This is a genomic window from Streptomyces sp. NPDC015345 (genome assembly GCF_043078805.1).
GTDB lineage: Bacteria > Actinomycetota > Actinomycetes > Streptomycetales > Streptomycetaceae > Streptomyces.
The window spans coordinates 946,065-970,528 of sequence record NZ_JBIBTX010000002.1 but is presented as its reverse complement, the minus strand read 5'-3'; the positions used below and the strand labels follow the sequence as shown (position 1 = coordinate 970,528).

The following is a 24,464-nucleotide window of genomic DNA, read 5'->3' as shown; positions in this document are numbered from 1 at the left end:
TCCTTTTCTGCTTCTGCGCTCTCCCGGTCGGAGACGGGCACTCTAGCCGGTCGTTCGGTTCGTGAGGACATCGGGCAGGGTCACCTCCCCCACGCCGTGGGCGCTCGCGCGCCCGTCCACCGTGCGCACGTGGAAGGGCCGGCGGGAGCCGAGGGCGAGGACCTTCAGGCCGTCGCCGTCCCGCGTCGCGCGGAAGACCGCCGCGGGACGCCCTTCGAGGTCGGGGACGGTGACTTCCGTGTCGTACGCCGTTTCGGACCCCGGGTCCGGGGCGGTCAGGAGGGTCAGGCCGTCGAGCCAGTCGCCGTCCGGCCGCCGCTCGTCGGCGCCGAGCGGCAGCAGCGCGCCGGGCCGGACGTACAGGGGGAGGCTGTCAAAGCCGTGCGTTTCGCGGCGCCAGCCCGGGCCCCGGACGCTCTCGCCGGTGAGGAGGTGGGTCCAGGTGCCCTCGGGGAGGTAGAACTCCACCTCTCCCCCGGCCGTGAAGACGGGGGCGACGAGCAGGTCGGGGCCGAGCATGTACTGCCGGTCCAGGGTGCGGCAGGCCGGGTCGTCGGGGAACTCCAGGATCATCGGCCGCATCACGGGCACACCCGTGCGGTGGGCCTCGCCGGCCGCCCCGTACAGGTAGGGCATGAGGCGGTGCTTGAGCTTGGTGAACTTCCGGGCCACGTCCACGGCTTCGTCGCCGAACGCCCACGGCACCCGGTAGGAGACGTTGCCGTGCAGGCGGCTGTGGGAGGACAGCAGTCCGAAGGCGAGCCAGCGCTTGAAGACCGCCGGGTCGGGGGTGCCCTCGAAGCCGCCGATGTCGTGGCTCCAGAAGCCGAAGCCGCTCAGGGAGAGCGAGAGGCCGCCGCGCAGCGACTCGGCCATGGCGCCGAGCGAGGCGAAGCAGTCGCCGCCCCAGTGCACGGGGAACTGCTGGCCGCCCGCCGTCGCGGAGCGCGCGAACAGCACCGCCTCGCCCGCGCCGCGCTCCTTCTCCAGGACTTCGAAGACGGTGCGGTTGTAGAGCTGCGTGTAGTAGTTGTGCATGCGCTCGGGGTCGGCGCCGTCGTGCCAGACGACGTCGGTGGGCACGCGCTCGCCGAAGTCGGTCTTGAAGCAGTCGACGCCCTGGTCGAGCAGGGTGCGCAGCTTGTCGGCGTACCACTCGCGGGCGGCCGGGTCCGTGAAGTCCACGAGCGCCATGCCGGGCTGCCACAGGTCCCACTGCCAGATGTCGCCGCTCGGGCGCCGGACCAGGTACCCCGCCGCGCGGGCCTCTTCGAAGAGCGCCGACTTCTGCGCGATGTAGGGGTTGATCCAGACGCTGACCTTCAGCCCGCGCTCGCGCAGCCGGCGCAGCATGCCCTCCGGGTCGGGGAAGACCTCGGGGTCCCACCGGAAGTCCGTCCACTGGTGTTCGCGCATCCAGAAGCAGTCGAAGTGGAAGACGGACAGCGGGATGTCGCGCTCGGCCATGCCGTCCACGAACGAGGTGACGGTCTCCTCGTCGTAGGGCGTGCAGAAGGAGGTGGTGAGCCACAGGCCGAACGACCAGGCGGGCGGCAGCGCGGGCCGTCCGGTGAGGGCGGTGTAGCGGCGCAGCACGTCCTTGGGCGTGGGCCCGGCGATGACGTAGTACTCCAGGCTCTGGTCCTCGACGCTGAACTGGACCTGGCCGACGGCCTCGGAGCCGATCTCGTAGGACACCTTGCCGGGATGGTTGACGAAGACGCCGTAGCCGCGCGAGGAGAGGTGGAAGGGGATGTTCTTGTACGCCTGCTCGCTGCTGGTGCCGCCGTCGGCCTGCCAGATGTCGACGCTCTGGCCGTTCTTGACGTACGGGGTGAACCGCTCGCCGAGGCCGTAGATGAACTCCCCGACGTCGAGCGAGAGTTGACCGATCATGTGGTGGCTCCCGTCGGACGTGGTCGCGAAGGCGGTGCCCCTGCGCTCCACGCCGGTCAGCCGTCGCCCGTCGGCGTCGAGGAACTGCGGGCCCCAGGGTCCGGCGGTGTCAAGGCGCAGGGTGAGCGGTCCGCTGACGAGTTCGGTGACGGTGCCTTCGCGTACGACGTGTCCCGCGCTGCCGGTGGCGTGCACCGTGAACTCGGGGCCTCGCGCGGCCCTTCCGGCGTGGTGGGTGGTCCGTACGCCGATCACGCCCTCGGCGGGCGCGAAGCATTCGACGGTGATGAGCGGCGAGTTGAGGGTGTCCCCGCGCTCCCGGACCCGCTGCACGGCGGCGTAGGCGGTGAACCTCCCCTCGCCCTCGCGCACGTCGCGCACCTCGGTGGCGTACGAGGCGCGCACCCCGTCACGCATCAGCCAGAAGCCGTCGGTGAACTTCATGGGGCATCCTCCCGCGGGGCGGTGACGGTGAAGGCGATCCGGGCGAGCCGGACGGGGCCACGCAGCCGTACACGCAGATCGCGCACGCCGAAGACGGCGAAGCCGGAGGTGCTCGACGTGTAGCGGTACGGGCCGCCGGTCGGCGCGACGGTGACGGTGGTGGCGGTGCTTCCCGCGATGAGGTCGACGGCGCCCTCACCCGCTGCCTCGACCGTCACGGCGGTGATGCCGTCGCCGAAGTCGCAGGCCTGGTACAGCAATTCGCCCGTGCCGTCGTCCACGGCGCGCACCGCGTCGCCCGAGGTCTTCGTCCGGTCGACGAGCTCGGTGCCGCGCTGCGTGTCGTAGCCGTTCGCCGCCAGGCCGGCCCCCAGTACCGGCCTGGCGGCGAGCGGCTCGCCGGTGAGCTCGACCGGCGTGCACAGCCGGATGTCCTGGCTGGACGCCCCGGCGAGCAGTTCGTACGTGCCGGGCGGCAGGGCCCAGCGGTCCTGGCGTACGTCCCAGAACCCGAGGTCGGGCAGGGGCAGCCGGAATTCGAGGCGGCGCCAGGCGCCGGGAGCCAGCCTGACGCGGCGGTGCGCGGCGAGCCGCCGGTGCGGCAGGGCGACGGGGCCGCGGGGCGCGCGGGTGTAGAGCTGCGCCACCTCGTCCGCGGGGACGGCCCCGGTGTTGGTGAGGGTGAACGCCACGCGCAGGGTGTCGCCGTCGCGCTCGGCGGTCAGGTCCTCGTACCGGAAGGAGGAGTAGCCGAGGCCGTGCCCGAAGGGGTAGAGGGGCGTGCCGTCGAAGTACTGGTAGGTCTGCCGGGAGCCGATGATGTCGTAGTCGAGGAGGTCCGGCAGGTCGGTGTCGGCGGCGTACCAGGTCTGGGGCAGCCGGCCGGCCGGGGAGACGTCGCCGGCGATGACGCGGGCGAGCGCGGTGCCCGCGGCCTGCCCGCCGTGCGCGGTCCACAGCAGGGCGGGCAGCTCGGCGTCGGCGGCGGTGACCGCGTACGGGTAGGCGCTGACCAGGACGAGAGCGGTGCGAGGGTTGGCGGCGCGGGCCGCGCGCCACAGCCGTTCCTGGTGGGGCGGCAGGGCGAGGGTCGTGCGGTCCTCGGTCTCGCGGCCGTTGATGTGCGGGTCGTTCCCGGCGACGACGATCACGGTGTCCGCGTCCGCGGCGACGCGGGCCACGGCGTCCTCGCCGCGCTCCAGGACCTCGACCGTGAAGAGGTCGGCGCGCTCGGCCGGAAGGACTTCGCCCGCCTCGGCAACCTTCGCGCCGTCGGCGGCGACGAAGACGTACCCACCCGTCCCCGTATGCCTGAGGAGGTGCCCGCCCCCGTGCCCGTCCTCGCCCCCTTGCCCGTCCGCCTGCTCGACCAGCGCGAACGTCTCCTGCACGATCCAGCCGCCCGGCTGGTCGGCCGACGCGCGCACGAAGCCGTCCTCGGCGACGGACAGGTACCGTCCGTCGGGTGCCCGCAGCGTCCACGCCCCCTCGCCCCAGTCGACGAGGGCGAACTCGGTGGCCTCGGCGGCGTCCGCGCAGGCTTGCGCCGGTGTCAGGTCGGTGCGGCCGACGAGGAGCGCCGGGTCGAGGGCGCCCCCTGCCACCCTCGCCTGGGCGGCCGCGGCGGACGCCGGGACCCGCAGCCAGCCGCCCGCGCACTTCAGGCGTACCCGGTCCACGCCCTCGGCGAAGGTCACCCGCTCGGCACCGAAGCGCTCGCGCAGCCCGTCGAGGACGGTGCTCTGGCGGATCAGGGTGCCGCTGTACCAGTCGGTCTTGCACTCGTCCGCGAGGAGGCCGACGACCGCGACATGGGCGCCGTCGGACGGGGGCGCGAGGGGCAGCAGGCCGTCGTTCTTGAGCAGGACGACGGCCTGCTCTGCGGCCTCGCGGGCCAGCTCCCGGTGTTCGGCCGTGTCGAAGTCGCCCAGGTCGGCGGCGCCGTACGGGCCGCCGTCCGGGTCGAACTCGCCGAGCCGCAGGCGGACGGTGAGGTGCCGGCGTACGGCCGCGTCGATGTCGGACTCGGTCAGCAGGCCCGCCGCCAGGGCGCGCCGCAGGCGGCCGACGATGGTCCGCGGGTCCGTGCCGTGGTCGGTGAAGCTGTCCACGCCCGCGACGAGGGCGGCGGCGACGGCCTCCTCGTGGGTGTCGAAGTAGTGCTGGCTGTCGACGAGGTTGCTGGGCGCGCCCGCGTCGGAGCAGACGAGCAGTTCCTCGTCGGTCCAGCGCCTCAACTGCTCGCGCAGGTGGTGCGATACGTGGTTGGGGCGGCCGTTGACGAGGTTGTAGGCGGGCATCACGCCGGCGACCGCGCCCGCCTCGACGGCGCCGCGGAAGGCGCGCAGGTCGTATTCGTGCAGGACGCGCGGGCCGACGGAGGCGTTGGAGGTGTCCCGGTCCGTCTCGTTGTTGTGGGCCAGCCAGTGCTTGAGGACGGGCGCGGTGCGCCAGTGCGTCGGGTGGTCGCCGCGCAGGCCGCGGGTGTAGGCGGCGGCGAGGGCGGAGGTCAGGTGCGGGTCCTCCGCGTAGCCCTCCTCGTTCCTGCCCCACAGCGGGTGGCGCAGGAGGTTCACGGTGGGCGCCCAGACGTTGAGGCCGACGCGTTCGTCGCGGGAGCGCATGGCGCGCGCCTCGACGGCGACGGCCTCGCCGACCCTGCGCAGCAGGTCGTCGTGCCAGGTCGCGCCGAGACCCACGGCCTGCGGGAAGACCGTCGCGGGCCCCATCCAGGCGACGCCGTGCAGGGCTTCCTGGCCGGTGCGGAACGCCCCGATGCCGAGCCGGTCGACGGCGGGCGCGAACTGGTGCAGGAGGGCGACGCGTTCGTCGGCCGTCAGCCGGGACAGCAGATCGTCCACGCGCTTGTCCGGATCGAGCCCCGGATCACGGAACGGCGGCGGGCTCTCGGTCACGTGGTTCCCCTCGGCGGACGGTGGAGCGGCGATGAATGCGGCGACGTGCCGACAAGGCATCTCTCGAAGCGCTTCGATGCTCGGTGTTACCGGGTGGTCATGTCAAGACGGACGACTCACCGCTCCCTTCGATGCCGCTCAACCCAGCCGCCGAATCAACTCCCGCGCAACCGCCGCGAATTCGGAACCGACCCTTGTTACGACTCGGGCGTTCACTTAATCTCGCAGCAACATCGAAGCGCTTCGAAAGCCGACCGGCGGTATCCGCCGTGTGTCCGGGCGCGCGCCACGAAGGGTTGACGCAATGACGCCGAACTCCCCCTGCACCGGCTCCGATCCGCACTCCACCGGCTCCGGGCCGAACCGGAGAACCTTCCTCGCCTCCTCCGGGCTCGCGGTGCTCGCCGTGGCCGGCGGTGCTCCGCTGCTCACTGCCTGCGGAGGCGGCGGGTCGAAGAACGAGGGCACCACGACGGGGAAGAAGCTCAAGGACCTGCTCCCTGCGTACGTCGCCTCGGACCTCGTCAGCCCGGACATCCCGGCCAAGAACGGCTCGGCCGCGGGTTTCACCAAGGCCCTGCCCGCGGCCGAGCTCAAGACGTCGGTGCCCGAACGGCTCGGAAAGGGCGGCGAGTTCACCGTCATGTCGCCGATCTGGGGGAACGTGCCCAAGCAGGGCAACCCCTACTGGACCGCGATGGACAAGGCCGTGGGCGTCCGCGTCAAGTGGCAGAACCAGCAGGGCGACACATACGGCCAGAAGCTCGGCGCGGTCCTCGCCTCCAGCGGCGTGCCGGACGCGGTGGTCGTACCCGGCTGGGAGCTGACCGGCAAGATCCCGAGCGCCATCGCCAACAAGTTCGCCGACCTCGGCCCCTACCTGAGCGGCGACAAGGTCAAGGAGTACCCGAACCTCGCCGCGATCCCGACCGGCGCCTGGCAGCGCTCGGTCTTCGGTGGCAAGCTGCGCGGCCTGCCGATGCCCTCCGCCACCACCCCGAACATCGCGCCCTTCTACCGCACGGACCTCTTCGAGAAGGAGGGCCTCGAAGCGCCCACCAGCGCCCAGGAGTTCTACGACCTGTGCAAGCAGCTCAACGCCCCCAGGAGCAAGGTGTGGGCGTGCGGCGACATGAGCTGGGCCGCCTGGAACATCTTCGGGGTGCTGCCGGAGAAGCCGTACTACTGGAAGCTCGTCGACGGCAAGCTGGTCAACCGCTACGAGACCGACGAGTACCTCGAAGCCCTGGAGTGGTCGCGCAAGCTCTACTCGGCCGGCTTCGTCCACCCCGACGCGAAGGCGGAGACCGGCAGCATCGGCGACCTGTGCGCGGCGGGCAAGGTCTGGATGTACTGCCATGACCTCTCCGACTGGTACGGCAAGGCCGCCGTGCAGCGCGTGGACGACAAGAGGTTCCGCATGGAGGCCTTCGACTACTTCGCGCCCGACGGCGGAGCCCCCACGCTGTACGCGCGCCCGCCCGCCGACATCTGGACGTTCATCAGCGAGAAGGCCGACGAGAAGACCGTCCGTGACATCCTCGCCCTCGCCAACTTCACGGCCGCGCCCTACGGTTCGAAGGAGCAGCGGCTTCGGATGTACGGCGTCGAGGGCGTCCACCACACCCTGAAGGACGGCGTCCTCACCAAGAACGGCAAGGGCAACAACGAGGTCTTCTCGACGTACGAGTACCTGGCGTCGCCCGCGCCCTTCATCGCGTACGCCGATCTGCCGGACGTCACCCGGGGCATGGTCGGATGGCAGCAGCGCCAGGGCGCGCACACGAAGAAGCCGCTCTTCCACGGCATGATGATCATCGAGCCGACGCGGTACACCGAGCTGAACGCCGAGTTCGAGGACCTGGAGAAGGACATCGTGCGGGGCCGCAAGAAGGTCTCCGACATGCAACAGGCCGCTTCGGACTGGAAGTCGGGCGGCGGCGACAAGCTGCGCGACTGGTACAAGAAGCTGCTCGATCAGACAGGGGACACAGGGGCGACCGGCGACGCGGCGTCCTGACATGGCGCAGAGCACGACTCGTCCCCGCGCCGCCGCCGAGCGGCCGCCCGCACCCGCCGGTGCGGCGCCCCCCGTCAAGGACTCCGCGCCCCGCGTCCCGCTCCGCCACCGGCTGCGCCGGGACCGCGTGCTGCTCCTGATGGTGCTGCCCGCGCTGCTGCTCCTGCTCGTCTTCAACTACGTACCGCTGATCGGCAACGTCGTCGCTTTCCAGGACTACGACCCCTACATCGCGGACAACGCCTTCCAGGCGATGTCGCAGAGCCCCTGGATCGGCTTCGAGCACTTCCGGCACATGGCCGAGGACCGGCTGTTCTGGCAGGCGGTCCGCAACACCCTCGCCATCTTCGTGATCCAGCTGACGCTGTTCTTCCCGATCCCGGTGCTGCTCGCGCTCTTCATCAACAGCTTCGTGCGCCCCCGGGTGCGGGCCGTGGCCCAGGCGATCCTCTACCTCCCGCACTTCTTCTCCTGGGTGCTCGTCATCACGGTCTTCCAGCAGATGTTCGGCGGCGCCGGCCTCATCGCGCAGGTGCTGCGCGACCACGGCCACGAGGGCTTCGACCTGATGACCGACCCGGGCCTGTTCAAGTTCCTGATCACCTTCGAGATGATCTGGAAGGACGCGGGCTGGGGCGTCATCGTCTTCCTCGCCGCCCTCGCCGCGGTCAGCCCCGATCTGTACGAGGCCGCCGCGATGGACGGCGCGAGCCGCTGGCGGCGCATCTGGCACATCCAACTGCCCGCCCTGCGCCCGGTCGTGGCCCTGCTGCTCGTCCTCCAGGTCGGCAACGCGCTCACGGTCGGCTTCGAACAGATCCTGCTCCAGCGCACCGCCGTGGGCCCCACGGCCTCCGAGGTCCTGGACACGTACGTATGGAACACCGGTCTCGACAACGGCAACTTCGGCTACGGCGCCGCCATCGGCATCGTCAAGGGCGTCTTCGGCCTCCTGATGGTGCTCGGCGCCAACAAGGCCGCCCACCTCATGGGCGAACAGGGGGTGTACAAGCGGTGAGCGTGCTCAACTTCGGCATCGAGCCGGGCAGCAGGTCCGGGCTGCGCCCGGTGTGGGAGGAGCCGCCGACCAGGGCCGGGCTCGCCACCAAGGGCGTGACGCTGACCCTGGTCTGTCTGGCCGTCCTCTTCCCGGTGTGGGTCGTGGTCGTCACCAGCCTCTCCTCGGTGAAGACGATCACCGAGACGGGCGGCCTTGTGGTGATCCCCCGCGGCGTCACCTTCATCCACTACCAGGAGCTGCTCGGCGGCGGCCAGGTCTCGCGGGCCACGCTCGTCAGCGTGGGCGTCACGGTCGTCGGCACGCTCTTCAGCATGGTGGTGTCCGTCCTGTGCGCGTACGGCCTCTCCCGCCCGGGGTCGGTGCTGCACCGCCCGATCCTGCTGGTCATCGTCGCCACGATGTTCTTCGGGGCGGGGCTGATCCCGACGTATCTGGTGGTGCAGGGCCTCGGGCTCACGGACACCTATCTGTCGCTGATCCTGCCGAGCGCGCTGAACGTCTTCAACATCCTCGTGCTGCGGGCGTTCTTCATGGGCACGGCCCAGGAGCTGATCGAGAGCGCCCGCATCGACGGCGCGGGGGACCTGCGCATCCTGTGGCGGATCGTCATGCCGCTGTCCCGCGCGGTGCTCGCGGTGATCACACTCTTCTACGCTGTGGGGTACTGGAGCGCGTGGTTCAACGCCTCGATCTACCTCAGCGACCCGGACATGATGCCGCTCCAGAACGTCATGCAGCAGCTGGTGATCAAGCAGCAGCGGCCGACCGGCCTCAGCCAGGCGATCAACACCGGTCATCTGTCGCCGCTCGCCATCCAGATGGCCGTGATGGTGCTCGCGCTGCTGCCGGTCGCCGTCCTCTCGCCGTTCGTGCAGCGGCATTTCAAGCAGGGCATGCTCACCGGCGCGGTGAAGGGCTGACCCACCGATACAGCGAAGGGCTGACCCCTCGATGCCTTCCCTCCATGACTCCACCCGCGGCCGGATCCTGTTCGGCGGCGACTACAACCCCGAGCAGTGGCCCGAGGAGGTCTGGGCACAGGACGCGCGGCTGATGCGGGAGGCCGGGGTCAACTCCGTCACCCTCGGCGTCTTCTCCTGGGCGAAGCTCGAACCCCGTCCCGGCGCCCGGGAGTTCGGCTGGCTGGACCGGCTGATGGATCTGATGCACGGGCACGGCATCGGCGTCGTCCTCGCCACGCCGACCTCCGCTCCTCCGCCGTGGCTCGGCCGGCTCCACCCCGAGACGCTGCCGCGCGACGAGGACGGGCAGGTGGAGTGGTGGGGTTCGCGCCAGCACTTCGCGCACTCCAGCGCCGCCTACCGCCGCTTCGCCGCCGCCATCACGGAGGACCTGGCCGCGCGGTACGCCCGCCACCCGGCGCTCACGATGTGGCACATCAACAACGAGTACTGCACCTACGACTGGGGCGAGACGGCGGCCGTCGCGTTCCGCCGCTGGCTCCGGGCGAGGTACGGCACGCTCGACGCGCTCAACACGGCCTGGGGCAGCGCCTTCTGGGGCCAGAGCTACGACGCCTGGGAGGAGATCCTGCCGCCCCGCCGCGCCCACTACATGAAGAACCCCACGCAGGTCCTCGACTTCAAGCGCTTCACATCGGACGCCCTCCTCGAGTGCTACCTCGCCGAGCGCGACATCGTCCGCGCCCACACCCCGCACCTGCCGGTCACCACCAACTTCATGCCGCTGTGGCAGGGCCAGGACGGCTGGAAGTGGGCGGGCGAGGAGGACGTCGTCTCGGTCGACCTCTACCCCGACCCGAGGGATCCGCTCGGCGGGCGGCACGGGGCGCTCGTCCAGGACCTCACCCGCTCCCAGGCGGGCGGCGGCCCCTGGATGCTGATGGAGCAGGCGGCGGGCCCGGTCAACTGGCGCGGCGTGAACCACCCCAAGCCGGCCGGCCTCAACCGCCTCTGGTCCTGGCAGGCCGTGGCGCGCGGCGCCGACGTGGTCTGCTACTTCCAGTGGCGGCAGTCACGCCAGGGCGCCGAGAAGTTCCACTCCGGGATGCTCGGCCACGCGGGCGAGGAGGGCCGCGTCTTCCGGGAGGTCAAGCGCCTCGGCGCGGAACTCGCCCGCGTCGGCCCACGGGTGAGCGGTACCCGCGTGACCGCCGAGGTGGCGGTCCTGCACGACTGGGACTCCTGGTGGGCGGGGCAGCAGGACGGCCGCCCCTCCGCCCGCCTCGACCACGCCCAGATGGTGGGCGCCTGGCACGCGGCCCTGTGGGAGGCGCACCTCACGACCGGCTTCGCCCACCCCGAGCACGACCTGTCGGCGTACGGCATGGTCGTCGTCCCGCACCTCTATCTCCTCACCGACCCCGCGATCGACAACCTCATCGCGTACGTACGCCGGGGCGGCACCCTGGTCTGCGGCTTCTTCACGGGGGTGGCCGACGGCGACGACCGGGTGCGGCCCGGCGGCATGGACGCCCGGCTGCGGGAGCTCCTCGGCATCCGGACCGTGCACGAGTGGTGGCCGCTGGAGGACGAGGAGAGCGTCGACTGCGGCGAGTTCACCGGCACCCTCTGGTCGGAGGAGCTGACCGCCGGGGACGACGCGGGCGTGGAGGCCCGCTACCGGGGCGGTGAACTCGACGGGCTCCCCGCGGTGCTCCGCCGGGGCCGCGCCTGGTACGTCTCCACGCTCCCCGAGCCGGCCGCCCTGCGCGGTCTGCTGGCCCGGGCCGCCGCACAGGCAGGCGTACGGCCGCCCCTCGACGGGCTCCCCCGGGGAGTGGAGGCAGTGTGCCGCGGCGATCTGCTGTTCCTCCTGCACCACGGCCGCGGCGAGGTGAGCGTCGCGGTGCCGGGGCGGTACCGCGAGCTGCTGAGCGGTGAGACGGCCGAGGGGACGGTCACGCTGGGGCGGTACGGGGTGGCCGTCCTGGAGGAGGCGCCGGGGCGGCCCCACCGGGTCGAGGGCCGGTGAGGTCGCCCGCGCACTGTCAGAGCCCGGCGGTCTGCACCAGGCGGTTGGGAGAGCCGGGAGACACCGAGAGGATGCCCTTCACCGACTTGTCGACCACCCAGGAGTACACCTGGGCGGAGGTCGCCGAGGGGTAGCGCGCCTTGAGGAGGGTGGCGACACCGGCGACGTGCGGACTGGCCATGGACGTGCCGTCCAGCGCCACGCTGCCGCCGCCGAGCCTGGCCGAGATGATGTCGGTGCCGGGGGCGTACATGTCCAGGCAGCGGCCGTGGTTGGAGAAGCGCGCCTGCTGGTCCTGGGGGTCGGTCGCCCCGACGGTGAGGACCCGGTCGGCGCTCGCGGGAGAGACGTTGCACGCGTCGACCGCGTCGTTGCCCGCCGCGACCACCGGCAGGACACCGCGGTCCGAGAGCGCGGTCGCGGCCTGGTTGACGGCGTCGCTGCGCGGGCCGCCGAGGGAGCCGTTGAGGACCGCGGGCTGCCGGGCGTGCTGCGCCACCCAGTCGAAGCCGGCGATCATGCCGGCGTACGATCCCCTGCCGTCGCAGCCGAGGACGCGCACGCTGACCAGCCGCGCCTGCCGGGCGACTCCGTAGTTCGCCCCGCCGACGGTGCCCGCGACATGCGTGCCGTGGCCGTTGCAGTCCTGGCCGTTCCTGCCGTCGCCCATCGCGTCGAAGCCGGGCACGGCACGGCCGCCGAACTCCGCGTGCCGGTAGTCGATGCCGGTGTCGAAGATGTACGCCGTGGCGCCGGCGCCGGTGCTGTTGACGTTGAACTGCCGGTCGAGCGGGAGGTAGGGCTGGTCGATGCGGTCCAGTCCCCAGCTGGCTGCCGGGACACGGTCCGCGCGCAGGGGGGTTGCGGTGATCGTCGCGTCCTGCTCGACGGCCGCCACATCGGGAAGGCCGCGCACGGCCGCGAGCTGCTTCGCGTCGAGCTTGGCCGCGAAGCCGCGCAGCACCCGCTGGTACTCGTGGAGCGCGGTGACGCCGACCTGCTGGGTGATCTGGGTGGCCGTCGAGGGGGTGTCGGGCTTCAGGGTGACGATGTACTGGTCCGGGATGGGCGCCGACGTGGTCCGCAGGGGTGCGGGGGCGGAGCGCGCCGGCTCCTTCGGGCTCGGTTCGGCGGCCGAGGCCGGGACGGCGGTGAGGGGGAGCAGCAGGAGCAGCGCTGCGTAGGCGCAGCGGGCGGACAGCCTCATTCAGTACTCCGATCGGGAGTGTCTGCCTCAGAGGGACCTCAGTAGAGAAGCAGCCCGCAGCCATAACGGAATATCACCCTCAGGAGTGATGCGACTCCGAACGGTAGCTAATCGCGAATGCGCCCCCTGCGCTCCCGGCCGTCCTGGACGACTTCCTCCAGGCCCTGGGTCCGCCGCGGCCTGTCGGGCAAGGACAAGTACCTCTCCGGTGTCGAGGCGGGCACCGAGGTCTTCAAGGCAAGGGCCGCGTGGCGGGTGCGGGTCAGGTGGGGGCGCTTCCCGAGCTGGCCCGCACCGTCAGTTCCGGGGCGATCAGCGTGACGTCGTCCTCGCCCTGCCCCGCCAGCTTGGCGACGATGCGCTCCACGGCTGTGCGCCCCATCTCCTCGGCGGGGATGGAGACCGAGGTGAGCCGCACCGATGCCTGCAAGGCCACCTGGTCCGGGCAGACCGCGATCACCGACACGTCCTCGGGGACCGCCCTGCCCTGCTGGCGCAGCAGTCCGAGCAGCGGCTCCACGGCCGACTCGTTCTGCACCACGAAGCCCGTGGTGCCCGGCCGCTCGTCGAAGACCCGGGCGAGGGTGGCCGATGTCGGCCCGTACCCCGCCTCGCAGGGCCGGTGCAGCAGCCGCACGCCCAGTTCGCGGGCCTTGCCGCGCAGCCCGTCGAGGGTGCGTTCGGCGAAGCCGGTGTGCCGTTCGTAGACGGCGGGTGCCTCGCCGATGACAGCGATGTCGCGGTGGCCGAGCCCGGCCAGGTGCTCCACGCAGAGCGCGCCCGTCGCGACGAAGTCGAGGTCCACGCAGGTGAGTCCGGAGGTGTCGGCGGGCAGCCCGATGAGGACGGCGGGCCGCGGGCTGTCGCGCAGCAGCGGGAGCCGCTCGTCGTCCAGTTCGACGTCCATGAGGATCATGGCGTCGGCGAGTCCGCTGGCGGTGACGCGGCGCACGGTCTGGGGGCCCTCGTCGCCGGTCAGGAGCAGTACGTCGTAGCCGTGGGCGCGGGCCGTGGTGGCGACGGCGATGGCGATCTCCATCATCACCGGTACGTACATGTCGGTGCGCAGCGGCATCATCAGCGCGATGACGTTGGATCTGCTGCTGGCCAGGGCGCGGGCGCCCGCGTTCGGGTGGTAGCCGAGATGCTGGATGCTGCGTTCGACGCGCTCCCGGGTGCCGGTCGAGATCGACCGCTTGCCGCTGAGGACGTAGCTCACCGTGCTGGCCGAGACTCCGGCGTGCCTGGCGACCTCGGCGAGGGTGACCATGCGGCTCTCCTGAAGGGGACGACGGGACGATGCGACCGACCCTAAAGGGGCGCCCCTGGCCTGTCCATACGCTGAGTCGAAGCGCTTCGACTCCGTTGAGCAGGGGCGGGGCGCCCCATGGGGCGGTCAGACCGCCGGGTGCGCGTTCTTCAGGAGCTCCTGGAACTGGGCGGAGAACCAGTGTCCCGAGACCGGCGCGTTCGGCAGGGCACCGGACTTGCTGTAATTGTTGCGCGCGTTGCCCTCATAAGTGGGGTCGCACATGCGGTCGAAGCCCTTGCCCTCGTCGTTCGGGATCTCCTTGCTGGAGCCGTCGGACTCGCCCGGCGGCTTCATCCAGACGTAGGCGTCGATGCCGGCCGCCGGTGCGGCCTTGGGGCGTTCACCGAGGCCCGCGCCCGACTGGTTGCACCAGTTGCCGACGTGGATACGGCGGTCGTAGCGGCCGCCGTTGACGTAGGAGTCGACGTCCGTGGTCGGGCCCGGCCGGGTGGGCCGTGCCGTGCCGCCCCAGCCGTTACGGGAGGTGTCGATGAGCATGCCGATGTCGGACCGGAAGCCGGTGGACACCAGTTGGTTGCGGAATGCCTGGGCGAAGGAGAGCTCGTCGGTGTAGCGGTTCCAGTCGACCCACTTCGACTCGCGGACCGAACGGCCGCCGACCGTGTCGCCGATCCGGAAGTTCTCCTCCTTCAGGGCGCTGTAGTTGGCGGTATTGGTGATGAAGCCGTGGACGTTGTCGACGGTGCTTCCCTCTGCGGTGGCGGCCTGGTGGAAGACCTGCGCGGAGGCGGCGAAGTTGTCGTCCCAGCCGATCCAGCCGTGGTGGCCCGCGTCCACGTAGTTGTAGACGTTGGGCACGGCGCCAAGCTGCTTGAGGGCGTAGCCGACGCCCTTCACGTAGTTGCCGTTGGCCTTCATCACGTCGCAGGCGGGGGTCGCGGTGGGCCGGCCGCCGGTGTTGGTGACGAGGTTGGGCAGCGAGTCGATCTCGACGGTCGTGACGATGCGCAGGTTCGCGTACTTGGGCTCGCCCAGGATCCTCGCGATCGGGTCGATGTAGTCCCGCTTGTAGCGGTCGATCTCGGTCGGGCCGAGTTCGCCGTTGGATGCGAGGGCCGCGCAGTCCCGGCCGGGCAGGTTGTAGATGACCAACTGCACGAGGTCCGCGCGCTGTTGGAGCGCCGCGTCGAGGTGCTGGCGCAGCCCCATCTTGCCGTTGCCGCCCGCGATCGCGGCGATCCGGTCGAGCCAGACGCCGGTGGGCTGGTTGGAGACCGCGGTGCCGCCCGGCTCGGCGGCGGCCTTCTTCGACCACTCGGGGTTCACGTACGCCTTGGCGCCCGCGTACGGGTTGTCGACGCGGGCGGCGGCCGCGGTGGCCCCGGCGGGCTCGTCGGCGAGGGCGACGGCGGTGCCGCCGCTGACCGCGAGCACGGTGGACAGGGCGAGCATGAAGGTGCGGGATCTTTGGTGGGTGCGTATGCGTGTGCGGCTCATGTCTTCTCCGGTGCCTCTCAGGTGTCGAGGGCGCGCAGATGGTCGCGCAGCCCGATGCCGAACGGGGTGGGTGTGCCGTCGTAGGAGCGGATCAGGGCCGGGCCCGATGAGCAGTCCCAGGCGTTCCAGGTCCAGCCGAGGTAGGAGAGCCGGCGGTCGTCGAACCACTTCATGACGCGGTCGACGAAGCCGTGGGAGCAGGTGTTCTCGCCGATCTCGCCCGCGACGAGCGGGACGCGGTCGGCGACGGGGGCGAGGGTGCGGTTCCAGCAGCTCTCGTCGGCGCAGGCGTTGAAGTTGTAGACGTGCCAGGCCGCGGCGAGATTGCCCGCCGGGTCGTGGGGCGCGTGCTCCAGCCAGCCGCTGAGGTCGTTGGAGTACGCGATGCCGGCGGCCAGGACGAGGTTGCGGGCCCCCGTACCCCGTACGGCGTCCAGCAGGTCCTGCATCCCGGCGACCTCGTAATCGATGCCGGGGCAGGTGCCGCCGTCGCGCCAACAGGCCCATGCCTGGGCGGTGGTGGGGGTCGCGCGGTCCGGATAGGGCTCGTTGAAGAGGTCGAAGACGACCTCGGGGTCGCTCTTGTACGTGTTCGCCACCGAGGTCCAGAACGCGGGGGTGTGCGCGGCGCCCGGCATGGGCTTCTGGCAGCTCGCGTGGACGTCGTGGCAGCCGGCGGAGTCGCCGGTGTAGCGGCCGTGGGTCCAGTGCAGTTCGAGGACCGGGGTCATGCCGTGCGCCTGGACGCGCTGGACCAGGCCGTCGATGGCGGTGCGGTAGGCGGTGCCGCGGTAGCGGGGGTCGATGTTGGCGGTGCCGAGCCAGCACTCCTCGTTGAGGGGGATGCGCACGGTGTTGGCGTTCCAGTCCGCGATGGCCTTGACGGAGGCGTCGTCGACGGGGCCGTCGAAGACGCCCCAGCCCTGGACGCAGGCGAACTCTCCCCCGGAGCGGTTGACCCCGAGGAGGCGGTGGGCGGCGCCGTCCGGGCCGACGAGGCGGTTGCCCTCGACGTGCAGGACGGGTGGCGGTGCGGCCGCGGCGGGGCGCGCGGCCACGGGGGACGTGAGGCCTCCCGCGAGGAGGAGGGCGCCCGCCAGGACGGCGAGCGACCGCAGGAGGCGGCGTGGATGGCGCGTTCCGAGCTGGTGGCGCGTTCCGAGCGGGTGGCGCGGGCGGTGCGTGCTGAGCGGTCGGGACAGGAGCGGGGGGTGCCGCGTCATGGCGACTCCTTGTCGGTCCGTCGGTCCTTCGGTCCTTCGGCCTGTCGGTCTGTCCGTCGTCCGGTCTTTGCCGGTAAGGGCGGAGCTCTGACGTGGAGTCACCGCCGGACAGCGAAAGGGTTGCCGCGTTTCCCGGAATTTTTCCGGCCGTCGCGTCGAATGGATTCGACAACTCGATTCACGCCGGCAGTCTTGACAACCCCTGGTCGCACAAGGACTTTGGGAGCGCTCCCACCCTCACCGGAAGAAGGACACCCCCATGCGTTCTTTCCCCGAACCCGGCGAATCACGACCAGAACTCAGCCGCCGCAGAGTTCTGGCCATCGGCGCCGCGGCGGCCGCGATCCCCGTCGCCGCCGGCCTCGGACCCGCAGGTCAGGCCGCCCACGCGCGGGAGGTGTCGGCGGCGGCCACTCCCTATGAACAGCGTTTCCTCGACCTGTACGGAAAGATCACCAACCCTGCCAACGGCTATTTCTCGCCAGAGGGCATTCCGTACCACTCCGTCGAGACACTCATTGTCGAAGCACCCGATCACGGCCATGAGACGACTTCGGAGGCGTACAGCTATCTGATATGGCTCCAGGCCATGTACGGCAAGGTCACCGGTGACTGGACCCGGTTCAACTCGGCGTGGGAAACCATGGAGAAATTCATGATCCCCACCCGCGCGGACCAGCCGACGAACAGTTTCTACAATGCGGCGAAACCGGCTACGTACGCGCCCGAGCGCGATACACCCGCGCAGTACCCGGCCCCTCTCGACCCCTCGGTCGCCGCCGGGGCCGACCCCCTCGCGGCCGAGCTGAGGAGCGCGTACGGCACCGACGACATCTACGGCATGCACTGGCTCCAGGACGTCGACAACACCTACGGCCTGGGGGGCGCGGGCACCGCTCCGACGTACATCAACACCTTCCAGCGCGGCCCCCAGGAGTCGGTCTGGGAGACGGTCCCGCACCCCTGCCGCGACGACTTCACGCACGGCGGCAGGAACGGCTACCTCGACCTGTTCACCGGCGACGCCTCGTACGCCCGGCAGTGGAAGTTCACCAACGCCCCCGACGCCGACGCGCGTGCCGTGCAGGCCGCGTACTGGGCGCACAAGTGGGCCACCGCGCAGGGCAAGCAGGGGCAGGTCGCGGCGACCGTCGCGAAGGCCGCCAAGATGGGCGACTACCTGCGCTACGCGTTGTTCGACAAGTACTTCAAGAAGGTCGGCGACTGCACGTCACCGTCCGGCTGCGCGCCCGGCGGCGGCAAGAACAGCGCGCACTACCTGCTGTCCTGGTACTACGCGTGGGGTGGCGCCCTGGACACCTCGGCGGGCTGGGCGTGGCGCATCGGGTGCAGCCACAGCCACGGCGGCTACCAGAACCCCCTCGCCGCGCACGCCCTCTCCTCGTACGCGCCCCTCTCGCCCAAGTCGGCGACCGGCAGGGCCGACTGGGCGCAGAGCCTCAAGCGGCAGCTGGAGTTCTACCGCTGGCTCCAGTCCGCGGAGGGCGCGATCGCGGGCGGCGCGACCAACAGCTGGCAGGGCCGCTACGCCACGCCGCCGGCCGGCACGCCCACGTTCTACGGCATGTACTACGACGAGAAGCCCGTCTACCACGACCCGCCGTCCAACCAGTGGTTCGGCTTCCAGGCCTGGTCGATGGAGCGGGTCGCCGCGTACTACCACCAGACGGGCGCCGCGGACGCCAAGGCCGTCCTCGACAAGTGGGTGACGTGGGCACTCGCGCACACGAGCGTCAACTCCGACGGGTCCTACCTCTTCCCCTCGACGCTCAGCTGGTCCGGGCAGCCCGACACCTGGAACCCCTCGCGGCCGGGCGCCAACTCAGGGCTGCACGTCTCGGTCGTGGACCGCACCAACGACGTGGGAGTGGCGGGTGCCTACGCCCGCACCCTGGTCTACTACGCCGCCCGCTCCGGCCACGCCAGGGCCAAGGCGACCGCGAAGGCGCTGCTCGACGGCATGTGGTCCCACCACCAGGACGCCCGGGGCGTCGCCGTGCCGGAGAAGCGGGCCGACTACAACCGCTTCGACGACGCGGTGTACGTGCCGAACGGCTGGAGCGGGCGGATGCCGAACGGCGACGCGGTCAACTCCACGTCGGACTTCACCTCCATCCGCTCCTTCTACAAGAAGGACCCGGACTGGCCGAAGGTCCAGGCGTATCTGTCCGGTGGCAACGCCCCCACCTTCACCTACCACCGCTTCTGGGCGCAGGTGGACGTCGCCCTCGCCCTCGGCGCGTACGCGGAGCTCCTCGAGAGCTGAGCCGCCCGCCCCCGCCCCCCACCTGCTGTGCGAAGGGACCCCCCATGCCTCCCGTGCCCCGCGCGCACAGAGCGCGCATACTCCCCGCTCTGCTCGGCCTGCTCGGCGGCATGCTCGTCGGCGGTCCGGTGGCGGCCGCCGACGACCACGCCTTCACGGCCGCGAAGGCGGCCACGGCCGCCCCGTACGACTGGAAGAACGTCCGCATCGACGGGGGCGGTTTCGTCCCCGGCATCGTCTTCAACCGCTCCGAGCGCCACCTCGCCTACGCCCGCACCGACATCGGCGGCGCCTACCGCTGGCAGGAGTCGTCCAAGTCCTGGAAGCCGCTGCTCGACTCCATCGGCTGGGACGACTGGGGGCACACCGGCGTGGTGAGCCTCGCGTCCGACTCCGTCGACCCGGACCGGGTGTACGCGGCCGTCGGCACGTACACGAACGACTGGGACCCGGGCAACGGCGCCGTGCTGCGCTCCGCCGACCGGGGCGAGACCTGGCAAAAGGCCGACCTGCCGTTCAAGCTGGGCGGCAACATGCCGGGGCGCGGCATGGGCGAGCGCCTGGCCGTCGACCCGCACGACAACGACGTGCTCTACCTGGGGGCACCGAGCGGCAAGGGCCTGTGGCGCTCCACGGACGCGGGCGCCACCTGGAAGCAGGTGACGAACTTCCCGAACCCCGGCAACTTCCAGCAGGACCCGAGTGACACGAGCGGCTACGACTCCGACAACCAGGGGATCGTCTGGGTCACGTTCGACGAGTCGACGGGCTCGGGCGGCTCGAAGCCGCTGAAGACGCAGACCCTGTATGTGGGCGTCGCCGACAAGGAGAACTCCGTCTACAAGTCCACCGACGGCGGCGGCAGTTGGTCGCGTGTCGGTGGCCAGCCGACCGGGCTGCTCGCCCACAAGGGAGTCCTGGACGCGGAGAACGGCTATCTCTACCTCGCGTACAGCGACCGGGCGGGCCCCTACGACGGCGGCAAGGGCCAGGTGTGGCGGTACGCGACGAGGACCGGCGAGTGGAAGAACATCAGCCCCGTCGCGGATGCCGACACCCACTACGGCTTCAGCGGGCTGAGCGTTGACCGGAGCGACCCGGGCACCGTCATGGTCACCGGCTACAGCTCCTGGTGGCCCGACACGCAGATCTTCCGGACCACGGACAGCGGCGCCAACTGGACGTCGGCGTGGGGCTATTCGTCGTACCCGACGCGCGAGAACCGCTACACCATGGACATCTCGTCCGTCCCCTGGCTCTCCTGGGGCGCGAAGCCCGCGCCGCCCGAGCAGTCCCCGAAGCTCGGGTGGATGACGGAGTCCCTGGAGATCGATCCGTTCGACTCCGACCGCATGATGTACGGCACGGGCGCCACGGTCTACGGCACTCAGGACCTCACCGACTGGGACGACCCCGGCGGAAAGTTCACCGTCACGCCCATGGTGAAGGGCCTGGAGGAGACGGCCGTCAACGACCTCGCGGCTCCCCCGTCCGGGGCTCCGCTGCTGAGCGCGCTCGGCGACATCGGCGGCTTCCGGCACACGGACGTCACCAAGGTGCCGCCGCTGATGTACACCTCGCCGAACTTCGCCTCGACCACGAGCCTGGACTACGCGGCGTCCAGGCCGGCCACGGTGGTAAGGGCCGGCAACGCCGACGCCGCGCCCCGCGTCGCCTTCTCCACGGACAACGGCGCCACGTGGTCCGGCGGCCAGGAGCCGACGGGCGTCACGGGCGGCGGGACGGTGGCCGCCGCGGCCGACGGGAGCCGCTTCGTGTGGAGTCCGGAGGGCGCGGGGGTGCACACCGCCACCGGTCCTGGCTCGTCTTGGACGGCCGCCAAGGGCATCCCGCAGGGCGCGGTGGTCGAGGCCGACCGGGTGGACCCGAAGCGGTTCTACGGCTTCAAGTCCGGGCGGTTCTACGTGAGTTCGGACGGCGGCGCGACGTTCACCGCGACGGCGGCAGCCGGTCTGCCGGCCGAAGGGCCCGTCAAGTTCCAGGCCGTCCCCGGCAGGAAGGGCGACGTGTGGCTCGCGGGCGGCAAGTCCGGCGGGACGTATGGCCTGTGGCACTCCACGGACGGCGGCGCGAGCTTCACCAAGGCCGGCGGCGTCCAGGAGGCCGACACCATCGGCTTTGGCAAGGCGGCGCCCGGCGCCTCGTACCAGACGCTCTACACCAGCGCGAGGATCGGCGGCGTGCGCGGCATCTTCCGCTCCACGGACGCGGGCGCGAGCTGGGTGCGCGTGAACGACGCGCGGCACCAGTGGGGGTGGACGGGCGCCGCCATCACCGGCGATCCGAAGATCTTCGGCCGGGTGTACGTGGCGACGAACGGCCGCGGCATCATCTACGGCGACACGGCGGCCAGGCGGTCGCGGTAGCCGCGAGGGCCGCCGGACGTGTCCCGCCCCTCGGGGGTTAACCCCCTTCCGGAGCGGGTGGTGGCAGGATCGCCGCAGGTGAGCGGGTACGGACATGCTGGGGGCCCGGCGGACGCCGCCGGGTCCCCAGCGTTCGTAGGAGTTGGCTCGTGCGTGAGCAGGCATGGCAGAAGGTCCGTTCGTCCGGGCGGCAGGGCGGTCGGCGTCGCGGGAGCGTGGCGGCGGCGGTGGCGGTGGCGGTAGGTGTCATGACGGCGGGAGCGCTCCAGGCGCCCTCGGCGTCCGCGGTGTCGGCGGCTCCCCGGCCAGACACCGTCCAGCAGGGCCTGGACGCGCTGGTGCGCGCCGACGGCATGCCCGCGGCGCTGGCGAGCGTCACGGACCGCACGGGCCGCGGACGTACCTACACCGCCGGCGTCGGGGATCTCGCGACAGGCGCGCAGGTGCCCCGGGACGGCCAGGTGCGGATCGGCAGCAACACCAAGACGTTCACCGCGGTGGTCATCCTGCAACTGGTCGCCGAGAAGAGGATCTCTCTCGACGCGCACATCGACACCTATCTGCCGGGCCTGGTGCGCGGGGAGGGGATCGACGGCCGCCGCATCACCGTGCGCCACCTCCTCCAGCAGACCAGCGGGCTGCCCAACTACACCGAGTACGACATCCAGCCGCGGTACTACGAACCCCGCGAACTCCTCGGCATCGCGCTGCGGCACAAGGCCCGTTTCGAGCCCGGGAAGAAGTGGGAGTACAGCAACACGAACTACGTGCTGGCCGGCCTGATCATCGAGAAGGTCACCCGCCGCACGGTCGCCCAGGAGATCGACCGACGCGTCATCGACCGCCTCGGGCTGCGGCACACGTACTTCCCCGCACCCCGCGACGCGACCATCCGCGAACCGCACCCCAAGGGGTACTACCAGGACGCGCCGGGCACCGAACTGGACGACATCACGGAGATCGACCCCTCCTGGGCCTGGTCGGCCGGGCAGCTGATCTCCACCAACTCCGACCTCAACCGGTTCTTCACCGCGCTCATCGGCGGCCGCCTCCTCCCGGCGGCCCAGCTCGACCAGATGCGCACCACCGTCCCCGCCCCGTACTTCGGCGACGGCGCCCGCTACGGACTGGGCATCGTCAGCAGGCCCCTGTCGTGCGGCGGGCGCTCCTGGGGCCACGGCGGCAGCTTCCCCGGGTACGAGACCCGGGGCGGCGTCACCGACGACGGCCGCGCGGCGAACGTCGCGGTGACCATGCAGCCGACCGCGGAGGCGGCCGGGAAGCGGATGGAGAGCGTCGTGGACACTGCTCTGTGCCGCCGCTGAACCGTTCAGGGAGTTCAGGGATTTCAGGGAGTGGCGACCGTGGGCCGTGGCGCGGTCGTCATCCCGCTCCCGATGTGGAAGCTCGGGTGCGGTGGCTGGTTGTAGGCGGTGTTCTGCCAGGCCAGGGCGGTGCGGTACTGGGTGTCCTGGAGCAGCGTGGTGATCCTCGTGTTCGTCTGGTGCGGGGTCGAGTAGATCCGCAGCGCGCGGTTGTCGGAGGTGCGCCAGACGACTTCCTCGCGCCAGTCGCCGAGGATGTCGCCGGAGAGCGCCGGCGTCGCCTTGGTGCCGTTGTTGGCGGAGACGGACGCCCCGGTCAGCAGGCGGCTCTCGCCGCCGGTGCCGTACTTGTCGATGCGGGTGCCGTCGAGCAGTTCGCGGGTCGTGTCGCCGTCCCACCAGCTCACGAAGTTGACGCTGGAGGGTTCGCGGCCGACCGACGCCCCGGTGGGTGAGCGCAGGGTGGTGTCGGCCGCGGACCACGATTCGGCGCCCGGGGAGCCCGCGTGGATGTCGGCGCTGACCCCGCGGCCGTTGTCGGCGCCCGAAGCGGTCCGCCACAGGATCTGTCCGGTGCGGGCGTCGGCCATCCATGAGCCGGGCTTGGAGCTGTCCTCGGAGACCTTGAAGTACTCCAGGCCCGCGCGGGACGGGTCGAGGTCGCCGACGTGGCCCGCGTCGCCGTGCCCGAGCTTCGTCGTCCACAGGCCGTTGCCGTTGTCGTCCACGGTCATGGCGCCGTAGACGATCTCGTCCTTGCCGTCCTTGTCGACGTCCGCGACGGACAGGCTGTGGTTGCCCTGCCCGTCGTAGCCCTTGCCCACGTTGGTCGAGGAGTTCGTGTCGAAGGTCCAGCGGCGCGTGAACCCGCCGTCGCGCCAGTCCCAGGCGGCGATGACGCTGCGCGTGTAGTAGCCGCGCGCCATGATCAGGGAAGGACGCGAGCCGTCGAGGTAGGCGGTCGCCGCCAGGAAGCGGTCCACGCGGTTGCCGTAACTGTCGCCCCAGGACGCCACGTTGCCACGCGCGGGGACGTAGTCGACGGTCTGCATGGCCGCGCCGGTCCTGCCGTTGAACATGGTCAGGTACTCGGGGCCGGAGAGCACGTACCCGCTCGCGTTGCGGTGGTCCGCCGCCGCGTTCCCGATCGCCTTGCCGGTGCCGTCGACGGTGCCGTCCGCCGTCTTCATGGCGACCTCGGCCTTGCCGTCGCCGTCGTAGTCGTACACCTGGAACTGGGTGTAGTGCGCGCCCGAGCGGATGTTGCGCCCCAGGTCGATGCGCCACAGGCGGGTGCCGTCCAGTGTGACGCCGTCGATGACGGTGTTGCCGGTGACGCCCGGCTGCGAGTTGTCCTTGGCGTTCGTGGGCTGCCACTTCAGGACGAAGTCGAGGGCGCCGTCGCCGTTCAGGTCGCCGACGGACGCGTCGTTCGCCTCGTACGTGTGGTCCGGGCCGCCCGCGGGCGGGGTGATCGGCACGTCCTTGTAGCCGGCGCGGAACTGGACGGCGTGCGCCGAGTCGCCCTGCTCGACGCCGCCCACGACGGCGCGGACCGTGTAGTCGGCCGAGTTCGGCGCCCCCGGGTGGAAGTAGTTCGTGGAGCCGGTGACAGGGGACGCGTTGACCTTCGTACCGCCCCGGTAGACGTTGAAGGCGACATTCGTGGGGTCCGAGGCGAGCCAGCGCCAGCTCACCAGGTTGCCGCTGCCGTTATGGACGCTGACGACGCCGCGGTCCAGGCGCTCGGCCTGGCGGGCGGCGGGCGCGGCGGAGGCCTCGGACGAGGTGCCGGGCAGCGCGACGAGCCCGGCGGCGGCCACCGCCCCCGCCGCCAGGGTGACGCCGAGCAGACGCGTCCATGTCTTGCGTCTGCGGTGGTGAAGCTGGTTGCGCACGGGGGCCTCCCGGAAGGGGCGGGTGGGGGACGGGTTCTCCCCCGTGAGTCGCCGCCGGAAGTCCATGAGTTGCCGCCGCTGCCCCGAGGCCTTGCCCGGCCCCCGCCCTGACCCGT

13 protein-coding genes and 1 pseudogene are annotated in these 24,464 nt (G+C 71.3%); 7 read left to right on the top strand and 7 right to left on the bottom strand.

The window, feature by feature from the left end; translation table 11 throughout:
• Positions 1 to 42: 42 nt before the first annotated feature.
• Together yicI and ACF062_RS10565 are read right to left on the bottom strand one after the other, a co-directional pair.
• Entirely contained in the window at positions 43 to 2,340 is a 2,298-nt protein-coding gene (gene yicI / locus ACF062_RS10570; protein WP_392137359.1) for an alpha-xylosidase, read from the bottom strand.
• Positions 2,337 to 5,255, bottom strand: a complete 2,919-nt coding sequence (locus ACF062_RS10565) for a glycoside hydrolase family 3 C-terminal domain-containing protein (protein ID WP_392137358.1) — start codon at positions 5,253 to 5,255, stop codon at positions 2,337 to 2,339. Before ACF062_RS10565 ends, yicI begins: the two co-directional genes overlap by 4 nt.
• A gap of 304 nt (positions 5,256 to 5,559) precedes the next feature.
• Between ACF062_RS10565 and ACF062_RS10560 the strand changes: the two genes are divergently transcribed.
• The 4 genes from ACF062_RS10560 to ACF062_RS10545 are packed head-to-tail and all read left to right on the top strand — an operon-like array spanning position 5,560 to position 11,251.
• Positions 5,560 to 7,275, top strand: a complete 1,716-nt coding sequence (locus ACF062_RS10560) for an extracellular solute-binding protein (RefSeq protein WP_392137357.1) — start codon at positions 5,560 to 5,562, stop codon at positions 7,273 to 7,275.
• Between the two features lies 1 nt (position 7,276).
• Positions 7,277 to 8,293, top strand: coding sequence for an ABC transporter permease (locus tag ACF062_RS10555; protein ID WP_392137356.1), 1,017 nt, complete (start codon positions 7,277 to 7,279; stop codon positions 8,291 to 8,293).
• Positions 8,290 to 9,216 (top strand): carbohydrate ABC transporter permease, encoded by a 927-nt coding sequence (locus ACF062_RS10550; RefSeq protein WP_392137355.1) that lies wholly within the window; start codon positions 8,290 to 8,292, stop codon positions 9,214 to 9,216. The genes ACF062_RS10555 and ACF062_RS10550 overlap by 4 nt, the downstream gene beginning before the upstream one ends.
• Positions 9,217 to 9,247: 31 nt before the next feature.
• The gene (locus ACF062_RS10545; RefSeq protein ID WP_392137354.1) at positions 9,248 to 11,251 is read left to right on the top strand and encodes a beta-galactosidase; all 2,004 of its coding nucleotides are present in this window, start codon (positions 9,248 to 9,250) and stop codon (positions 11,249 to 11,251) included.
• A gap of 16 nt (positions 11,252 to 11,267) precedes the next feature.
• Here ACF062_RS10545 and ACF062_RS10540 read toward each other — a convergent pair whose 3' ends face one another.
• From ACF062_RS10540 to ACF062_RS10525, 4 genes are all read right to left on the bottom strand, one after another.
• Positions 11,268 to 12,458, bottom strand: coding sequence for a S8 family peptidase (locus ACF062_RS10540; protein ID WP_392137353.1), 1,191 nt, complete (start codon positions 12,456 to 12,458; stop codon positions 11,268 to 11,270).
• Positions 12,459 to 12,720: 262 nt separating this feature from the next.
• Positions 12,721 to 13,728, bottom strand: a complete 1,008-nt coding sequence (locus ACF062_RS10535) for a LacI family DNA-binding transcriptional regulator (protein WP_392137352.1) — start codon at positions 13,726 to 13,728, stop codon at positions 12,721 to 12,723.
• 126 nt (positions 13,729 to 13,854) lie between these two features.
• The gene (locus ACF062_RS10530) at positions 13,855 to 15,228 is read right to left on the bottom strand and encodes a glycoside hydrolase family 6 protein (RefSeq protein WP_392137351.1); all 1,374 of its coding nucleotides are present in this window, start codon (positions 15,226 to 15,228) and stop codon (positions 13,855 to 13,857) included.
• A gap of 17 nt (positions 15,229 to 15,245) precedes the next feature.
• Positions 15,246 to 16,451 (bottom strand): glycoside hydrolase family 5 protein, encoded by a 1,206-nt coding sequence (locus ACF062_RS10525; RefSeq protein ID WP_392137350.1) that lies wholly within the window; start codon positions 16,449 to 16,451, stop codon positions 15,246 to 15,248.
• Positions 16,452 to 16,851: 400 nt separating this feature from the next.
• Between ACF062_RS10525 and ACF062_RS10520 the strand changes: the two are divergent.
• The 3 genes and pseudogenes from ACF062_RS10520 to ACF062_RS10510 form a co-directional block, all read left to right on the top strand.
• Positions 16,852 to 18,738, top strand: a pseudogene (locus ACF062_RS10520) (glycoside hydrolase family 48 protein); the annotation flags it as partial.
• Between the two features lie 44 nt (positions 18,739 to 18,782).
• Positions 18,783 to 21,125: a xyloglucanase gene (locus tag ACF062_RS10515; RefSeq protein ID WP_392137349.1), complete on the top strand. Its 2,343-nt coding sequence runs from the start codon at positions 18,783 to 18,785 to the stop codon at positions 21,123 to 21,125.
• Between the two features lie 149 nt (positions 21,126 to 21,274).
• Positions 21,275 to 22,450, top strand: a complete 1,176-nt coding sequence (locus ACF062_RS10510) for a serine hydrolase domain-containing protein (RefSeq protein ID WP_392137348.1) — start codon at positions 21,275 to 21,277, stop codon at positions 22,448 to 22,450.
• Positions 22,451 to 22,473: 23 nt separating this feature from the next.
• Here ACF062_RS10510 and ACF062_RS10505 read toward each other — a convergent pair whose 3' ends face one another.
• Positions 22,474 to 24,348: a rhamnogalacturonan lyase gene (locus tag ACF062_RS10505; RefSeq protein ID WP_392137347.1), complete on the bottom strand. Its 1,875-nt coding sequence runs from the start codon at positions 24,346 to 24,348 to the stop codon at positions 22,474 to 22,476.
• Positions 24,349 to 24,464 lie beyond the last annotated feature (116 nt).

Bases quoted from the DNA above. Each gene is read 5' to 3' on its own strand.
- yicI (WP_392137359.1), bottom strand. From the start codon at position 2,340: ATGAAGTTCACCGACGGCTTCTGGCTGATGCGTGACGGGGTGCGCGCC.
- ACF062_RS10560 (WP_392137357.1), top strand. From the start codon at position 5,560: ATGACGCCGAACTCCCCCTGCACCGGCTCCGATCCGCACTCCACCGGC.
- ACF062_RS10555 (WP_392137356.1), top strand. From the start codon at position 7,277: ATGGCGCAGAGCACGACTCGTCCCCGCGCCGCCGCCGAGCGGCCGCCC.
- ACF062_RS10545 (WP_392137354.1), top strand. From the start codon at position 9,248: ATGCCTTCCCTCCATGACTCCACCCGCGGCCGGATCCTGTTCGGCGGC.
- ACF062_RS10540 (WP_392137353.1), bottom strand. From the start codon at position 12,458: ATGAGGCTGTCCGCCCGCTGCGCCTACGCAGCGCTGCTCCTGCTGCTC.
- ACF062_RS10535 (WP_392137352.1), bottom strand. From the start codon at position 13,728: ATGGTCACCCTCGCCGAGGTCGCCAGGCACGCCGGAGTCTCGGCCAGC.
- ACF062_RS10530 (WP_392137351.1), bottom strand. From the start codon at position 15,228: ATGAGCCGCACACGCATACGCACCCACCAAAGATCCCGCACCTTCATG.
- ACF062_RS10525 (WP_392137350.1), bottom strand. From the start codon at position 16,451: ATGACGCGGCACCCCCCGCTCCTGTCCCGACCGCTCAGCACGCACCGC.
- ACF062_RS10515 (WP_392137349.1), top strand. From the start codon at position 18,783: ATGCCTCCCGTGCCCCGCGCGCACAGAGCGCGCATACTCCCCGCTCTG.